This is a genomic window from Nonomuraea ceibae (assembly GCF_019396325.1).
Lineage (GTDB): Bacteria > Actinomycetota > Actinomycetes > Streptosporangiales > Streptosporangiaceae > Nonomuraea > Nonomuraea ceibae.
The window spans coordinates 56672-63782 of sequence record NZ_JAHKRO010000049.1 but is presented as its reverse complement, the minus strand read 5'-3'; the positions used below and the strand labels follow the sequence as shown (position 1 = coordinate 63782).

The window sequence follows — 7111 nt, the reverse complement described above, 5'->3', positions numbered from 1 at the left end:
GGAGCTGAAGGGCATGGCCCTGATCCTGCTGTCGGCCGGGTTCGACACCACCGCCAACATGATCGCGCTCGGCGCCTTCGCGCTGCTGGAGAACCCGGAGCAGCTCGCCGCGCTGCGCGCCGACCCCGCGCTCGCCGGCCCCGCCGTGGAGGAGCTGCTGCGCTACCTCAGCGTGGCCAAGCAGTTCGTGCGGGTCGCGCTGGAGGACGTCGAGCTGGGCGGCCACCCGATCAAGGCCGGGACGACGGTCATCCTGTCCCTCGGCACCGCCAACCGCGACCCGGAGCGCTTCCCCGGCCCGCACAGGCTCGACCTGCGCCGCCAGGACGGCGGCCACCTGGCCTTCGGCCACGGCATCCACCAGTGCCTCGGCCAGCAGCTCGCCCGGGTGGAGCTGCGCGTCGCGCTCCCGGCCCTGGTCCAGCGCTTCCCCACGCTGCGCCTGGCCGTGCCCGCCGAACAGGTCGCCCTGCGCCCGGAGATCGCCGACATCTACGGCGTCAAGAGCCTGCCCGTCACCTGGGACGCCTGACCGCCGGCCGGTGACGGACGACGCCGCGGTTCCCTTTCCTCCCCTCTCTCTGGAGTGACCCATGCCCACCGTCCCTTCGGGCAGCGTGCGGGCGCCGTCCCCGGCACGAGCCCGCGCGCTCGCCCCGGACCTGGCGCGCGGCTTCATGCTGTTGCTGATCGCGCTGGCGCACGCGCCGGTCTTCATCAGCCACGCCGACCTCGGCCCGGCGGCGCTCAACACCTTCGGCCGGTTCCTCAAGGTCTTCGCCGCCGACAACCTGGCGCGCTCGATGTTCGTGTTCCTGTTCGGCTACGGGCTCGGCCAGCTCGCCGCCGGCCGGTTCGCCAAGGGCGACGACTGGCTCGCGGTCCGCAAGCTGCTGCGCCGCCGGGGGTTCTGGCTGCTGGTCATCGGCTTCCTGCACGCGACGCTGCTGGTGCCGCTCGACATCGTCTCCACCTACGGCCTGGCGTTGCTGATCATGGCGCCGATCATGCGGGCCCGTGACTCGGTCCTGCTCTGGACCTCGGCGATCTCCCTGGTGCCCATGACTGGCCTGCTGGCCTGGCAGACCGTACGGGCGCACGCCGCCGAGGTCGCCGGCCACCCCGAGACGCTGCCGTCGATGATGAAGGACGACTTCCCCAGCCAGGTGCTCCTGCACCTGCTGGTGTGGGCGGGGAAGGCTCCGGGGGTGGTCCTGCTCGTGGTGCCCGGCATCACGATCGGCATCTGGGCCGCCCGGCGCCGGATCCTCGACGACCCCGAGCGGCACGTGGCCCTGCTCCGCCGCGTCACCTTCACCTTCCTCGCCCTGGTCGTCGCCGGCCGGCTGCCGATGGCGCTGATCTCGGCGGGCGTCTGGAAGACGGACGCGACCTGGCTGCCCGCGATCGCGCACACGTTCACCGGTCACACCGGCGGCATCGCCCTGGCCGCCGCCGTCGCCCTGGCCGCCGTCAGGATCGGCGGCGCCCACGGCCCGGTCACGACCGCGCTGGCGGCGCTCGGCCGGCGCTCGCTGACCTTCTACCTCTTCCAGTCCGTCGTGTTCGTCGCCCTGTTCTACCCCTTCACGCTGGACCTGGCCGGCGACCTGGGCACCGCCGCCGTCATCGCCGTCGGCGTGGCGGTCTGGCTGGTCTCGATCGTGCTGGCCGACTGGATGCGCCGCATCGGCCACCGGGGCCCGTTCGAGATCGCCCTACGCCGGCTGTCCCGCTGATCCCCGCGGGCCGTCCGCACCTGGCCTGCTCTCCCCGGGAGGTGCGGGAGGTGTTCTCCCGCTACGCCTCCGGCAGGGCGGCCCCGCGTCACACGTGAAGCTCCGCGGCGAAGCCGAGGACGGCGGCGGCCCTGGTCAGGTCCAGCGGGACCGTGCGCCCGGGCAGCCGGCGGCGGAGCTCGGCCGTGGGGTGGAACCTGCGGAGCAGCTCCTCCGTGGGGTGGGAGACCAGGGTTTGCGGCGCGGCCACGGTGATGACGTGGAAGCCGTCCGGGCCGAGGCCGGCCAGGCACGCCCGCGCCGCGTCGCGGGTCTCCAGGTAGGCCCACAGGCCGGGCGCGTGCAGGCCGGGGTCCAGCTCGCACCTTCGCGCGAAGTCGAGCAGGCGCTCGTCGAAGCCGCCGACGTACGGCAGGCGCAGGACGACCACCGACATGCCGAAGCGCCGCGCCATCGTCCGGGCGGTCAGCTCGTCGACCTGTTTCGACAGCGCGTAGGGGTCCTCGGACTGTGACGGCTGCTCCTCGTCCACCGGGACGTACGGCGGGTGGAGGGTGCGCGCGGCGAACGGCAGTCCGGAGATCGCCGTGCTGCCCGCCGTGCACACCCGCCGGATCCCGGCCCGGCCCGCCTGTTCCAGCACGGTGCAGGTGGCCTGCGTGTTGGTGGCGAACACCACCTCGGCCGGATGCCGCTCGGGAGTGGGGATCGCCGCGAGGTGGACGACGGCGTCGGCACCGTCGAGCGCGCGGCGCACGGCGTGCGGATCCGTCGCGCTGCCCTCGACGACCCGGTCGGCCTTCAGGTCGCCCGGATCGTCCAGCACGAGGGCACTGGCCGCGATCCCCCGCCGGTCGAGCAGGTCGAGCACGGCCCGGCCGATGCGGCCCGCGGCGCCGGTGACCAGGACACGTCGCATGCCTCTACTCATACACGCGCACCGCCACGACATGGGCGTACGGCGTCCCGTTGGCGGAGTCGACCACGACCCGCAGCGCGTCGGCGGTGACCGCGCCGAGGTCGTGGACGTTGCGGCGCCGGCGGTTGCCGCGCACCTCGGCCACCGTCCGCCAGCGGCCGTCCTGCCGCGCCTCCAGCCGGTAGTCGCGGATCAGCGTCGGCATGACCTCGAACGGCGTGCGGTGGTGGTGCAGGTTGATCAGGTCCTCGTTCACGTCGTCGTCGGCCAGCAGGTCGACGCGGCCGATCGGCACCGGCGCGGGCCAGGTCAGTTCGAGGGTGGCGGGCAGCTCGCCCGACACCCACATGTGCGGTCCGGCGTGCGGGCGCTGGAAGCCGTCGAGCGCCCGGGACGGCGTGAACGCGCGGGTCGGGCCGGCGCGGAAGCAGAAGGTGCGGCGCAGCAGTCCGGCGTCGGTCCACTCGCGCAGGAGCTGCGGCGCCTCGTCCTGGGGGCGCAGCGGGACCCGGGTGAAGCAGAGCACGCCGGGGGTCGGCCGGTCGGCGACGTGCAGGCAGACGTCGGAGTTCGCGCGGACCAGCAGGAACGCGTTCTGCGCCTGATCCGGCCGGAAGGACGGCTCCACCCGGATCCACTGGTTCTTCCCGGGCTCCACCGCGACGCGATGCGTGGAGATCAGGCGCCGCGGCACGTAGTTCTGGCCCAGCACCGGGTCGTAGAGGTCCACGACCAGCTCGGTCGCGGCGGCCGCGTCCAGCAGGAGCTCGACGGCGTCCAGCGCCGGGTCCACCGGCAGGACCAGCCCGGCGTCGGCCGCCAGCGGCCACGCCTCGGCCGGCGTCTCCACCTCCAGCAGGGACAACGTGCTCGACGCGGTCGCGGCGGCCGTACGGGCGAGGTCGGCGGGGTCCTCGTACGGCACGCCGATGATCGAGCCGTCCTCCCGCAGGAGCGCCGTCCGCAGGTCGCGCGCGTCCAGCTCCCTCGGCGCGACCCCGGCGGCCACGCACAGGGCGGCCGCGGTGCCGGCCGCCTGGCCGATCGTGGCGCAGGTGGCCATGACCCTGGTCGAGCCGAACGCCACGTGCGACGCCGAGATGTTGCGCCCGGCCATGAGCAGGTTCGGCACGTCGCGCGAGTACAGGCAGCGGTAGGGGATGTGGTAGATCCCGTCGGCGTAGCGCTGCCGGGCGCCGTCCTCCTTCGCGTACATGCCCTGCGGCGGGTGCAGGTCGATCGACCACCCGCCGAAGGCGACCCGGTCGTCGAACGGCGTCTGGCCCAGCACGTCGTGCTGCGTGAGCACGTGGTCGCCGAGGAAGCGGCGGTACTCCCGCTTGCCCGGCAGCGCCCCCACCCACTCCAGGGTCATGGTCTCCGCGTCGAACCTGCCCGAGTTCTTGATGTGGTCCCAGATGCCGTAGATGACCGACCACAGCTCGTCGCGGATGCGGTCGTTGTCGTGCACGGTGTCCAGCTCGCCGCCGAACTCGATCCACCAGTAGGCGCACCCGTTGTCGCCCGCCCTGATGATGCGCCGCTCGGGGATCGACGTCGTGGTGATGTCCTTGGCGAAGCTCGGCGGGACGTAGCGGACCGGCTCGCCCGCGTCCTTGGTGTAGAACAGCAGCGTGCTGCCGAGCGTGATGTCGTCCGGCTCCTCGGGCGCCCACGGCTCGCCGTACTCCGCGCGGCCCTCGCGGCCGATCCGGTGGCTCGCGCCGGCCAGGTGGCCGACCAGCCCGTCACCGGTGCAGTCGAGGAACATCGGCGAGGCGAAGGTGATCAGCCGTTCGGAGCCCATCATCCAGCCGGTCACCGAGCGGATCCGGCCCTCTTCACACGTCACCTCGCGCACGTCGGTGTTGAGGAACAGCGCGATGTTCGGCTCCTGCCGGACGAGGTCGAGCACGGTCGTGTCCCAGAAGTACGGGTTGCCGTGCGGGTTGCGGTACTGGTTCTCCAGGAACAGCTCGCCCATGATGCCGCCCTCGCGGGCGTGGTGGTTCCTGCCGTGCCCGGTCGCGCCGACCACCCAGACCCGCACCTCGCTGCTGGAGTTGCCGCCGAGGACGGGCCGGTTGGTGACCAGGGCGACCGTGCGGCCCAGCCGGGCCGCGGCCACGGCGGCGCTGACACCGGCCAGGCCGCCGCCGACCACGGTCACGTCGTGCGAAAGGGTTTCCGATCTCATAGCTCCAGCCCGTAGTAGAGACGCGGGGCGCCGTCCAGCGTGAGCTGGGCGCGGCGGCCCCTGGCGGTGATCGTGCGCTCCTGCCCGATGCAGTCGATCTCCCGGACCGTCCGGCCCGAGGTCTTCAGCGACACGCGGGTCTTGGTCGGCCAGTGGTCGATCCAGGCTTCCGGGTGCGGGTACCACTGGCCGTCGCCGTGGTCGCGGTTCAGGATGTAGCCGTCCTTGCGGCTCCACAGGATCGCCAGCCTGCCCCGCGGCGTGTCGAACAGCAGGCCCTTCAGGTCGGGGTCGGCGAAGGTGAGCCAGCGTTCGAAGGTCGCGCCCTCCAGGTGGCGGGTCGCCGTGGCGAACGCGAGCAGCGCCGGCTTGGTGCTGGTGTCGCGGTTCAGCAGCCCGAAGTGGTATTCGGGGTTGCCGGGGTCGGCTTCCTGCGGGTGGTGGATGGTGCTGTCGTGGGGCTGGTACCAGTTGACGCCGTCCACGCCCTCCGACAGGCAGAGAGCGAGCTGCAGCAGCGTGTTCTCGGCGGCCTGCCGGTGGGTGTCGTTCCACCAGTGGTTGGGCCGGGTGCAGGCGTACACCTCGGTCAGCCACAGCTCCTTGCCGCCGCCGTATTCGTCGAGGGTCTGCCTGGCCTTGCGCAGTGCGCCGAGGAAGTTCCAGTAGGAGCCGTAGGAGCCCTGCTCCCACTCCTCCGGCGGCGGCGCGTAGTCGGCGGTGAAGTTGCCCCGGCCCGGGTGGAAGGCGAAGGCGTCGATCAGGTCCCAGCCGCCGGCCGCGTGGAAGTTGGTCGTCCAGCGGTGGTCCATGCCGCCCAGCCCGCAGTTCATCAGCTTGATGCCGGAGTCCTTGAGCCGGTCGTGGATGGGCTTCAGGCCGTCGCGTACGTACTCCGCCGCCTTCTGCCCGGACATCCAGGGCTGGTTCAGCTCGTTGGCCACCTCGAAGTAGGCGGCGCCCGACTGCTTGGCGATCGCCGCCCGGTCGTCGGCCCAGGCGGCGATCTGCTGCGCCGTGCCGTTGAAGATGACGCCGCCGAGCTGGACGTTGTGCTTGATGCCGAGCGCGTCGAGCTCGGCGGGCGGGATGCCGGGCGCGCCGTCGTAGGCGATGCGCACCCACGTGACGCCGAGCTTGCGCATCAGCCGGCCGACCTGCTGCTTGCCGGGGACCAGGAGCCAGGTGTAGTTCGCGATGCCGAACTTGCCGTCGCCGCGGTAGGCGTACGGCTTGAGCGTGGCCAGGTTCGTCCGCGCGAACGCCTCCTCGCTTCCGGAGGTGGCTCTGACCTCGGTGAACACGATGCCCTGCGCGGGGCCGCGCACGGTGAACGTCTCCTGCCACGCGCCGCCGGGTTCGACGGATCTGCTGAGCGTGCCGGTGCCGAGGACGGCGCCGCCGAAGTCGCGGGCCCACCAGGTGAGGGTGACCGGCTTGGCGGCCGGGCCGCCGTTGACCACCTGGGCGTTGACCGCCAGGGTCGCGAAGGGCTCGTAGAGGCCGAAGGGCTGCTCGCTCCACACGTCCACGCCGAGCGGGGCCGCGGTCGCCACGGCGTTGGCGGCGCCGGGCCGCATGTCGCCGAGCACCAGCTCCACCCGGGTCGTCCCGTCGGCGTCGGCCGGCGCGTGGATCCAGGTGGCGTTGGTGAACGACGGCCGGGAGGCCGCCAGCCGGAAGTGGGCGCTGGTGCCGTCCCACGTCTCCTGGTAGAGCGAGCCCGCGTTGATCTCGTACGGGACGCCGCCGCGCGGGTCCTTCGTCCAGACCGTGGCGGGCACGTACCGCTCCGGGGCGGTGTTGCCGATGAGGGCGCGGGAGAACATGTAGCCGCCGGGGGTCAGGGTGGTGCTGCCGGTCACCTCCCAGCGCAGGCTCGCCCGGCGGGCGGCGACGGTGAACGTGCCGCGCACGGTCACCGCCGAGGCGCCGGCCGACATCCTGTAGGCGACCTGGAGCGCGGGGCGGCCGTCCACGGTGGTCAGGCTGGGCGTGCCGCCGAACGTGCGTTGCTGGCCGAGCACGCTGTCCTTGATCATGAAGTGGCCGATCCTGAGACGATCGGTCCCGGAGCCGTCGCGGACCAGGATCGAGCCGTCGGCCTCGGCGACGAGCGTGATGCCGTCGGCGGTGATCGAGAGGCTGCCAGCATCGGCATCGGCGTGGGCGGGGGTGATGGTGAGCGCGGAGGCCGCGCCGGTGATCGCGGCGGCCTGGATGAGGGTGCGGCGGGAGACTTCAGGCATGGGGGGA

At 72.7% G+C, this 7111-nt stretch carries 5 protein-coding genes; 2 read left to right on the top strand and 3 right to left on the bottom strand.

The genetic code is table 11. The annotated features are described in order from the left end of the window. Together KME80_RS27165 and KME80_RS27160 are read left to right on the top strand one after the other, a co-directional pair. Positions 1-532: cytochrome P450 (locus tag KME80_RS27165; RefSeq protein WP_219509116.1), on the top strand; the 532-nt coding region annotated here is incomplete at its 5' end. 61 nt (positions 533-593) lie between these two features. Next, positions 594-1739, top strand: coding sequence for a DUF418 domain-containing protein (locus KME80_RS27160; protein ID WP_219509115.1), 1146 nt, complete (start codon positions 594-596; stop codon positions 1737-1739). Between the two features lie 88 nt (positions 1740-1827). Here the strand turns inward: KME80_RS27160 and KME80_RS27155 are convergent, their stop codons facing one another. Genes KME80_RS27155 through KME80_RS27145 form a run of 3 tightly spaced genes read right to left on the bottom strand, consistent with a single transcriptional unit; the run spans position 1828 to position 7104 of the window. Further along, entirely contained in the window at positions 1828-2658 is an 831-nt protein-coding gene (locus KME80_RS27155) for an NAD-dependent epimerase/dehydratase family protein (RefSeq protein WP_219509113.1), read from the bottom strand. A gap of 4 nt (positions 2659-2662) precedes the next feature. After that, positions 2663-4855, bottom strand: a complete 2193-nt coding sequence (locus KME80_RS27150; protein WP_219509111.1) for an FAD-dependent oxidoreductase — start codon at positions 4853-4855, stop codon at positions 2663-2665. Beyond that, a complete protein-coding gene (locus KME80_RS27145; RefSeq protein WP_219509109.1) occupies positions 4852-7104 on the bottom strand; it encodes a hypothetical protein in 2253 nt (750 codons plus the stop codon). Before KME80_RS27145 ends, KME80_RS27150 begins: the two co-directional genes overlap by 4 nt. Positions 7105-7111: the final 7 nt, after the last annotated feature.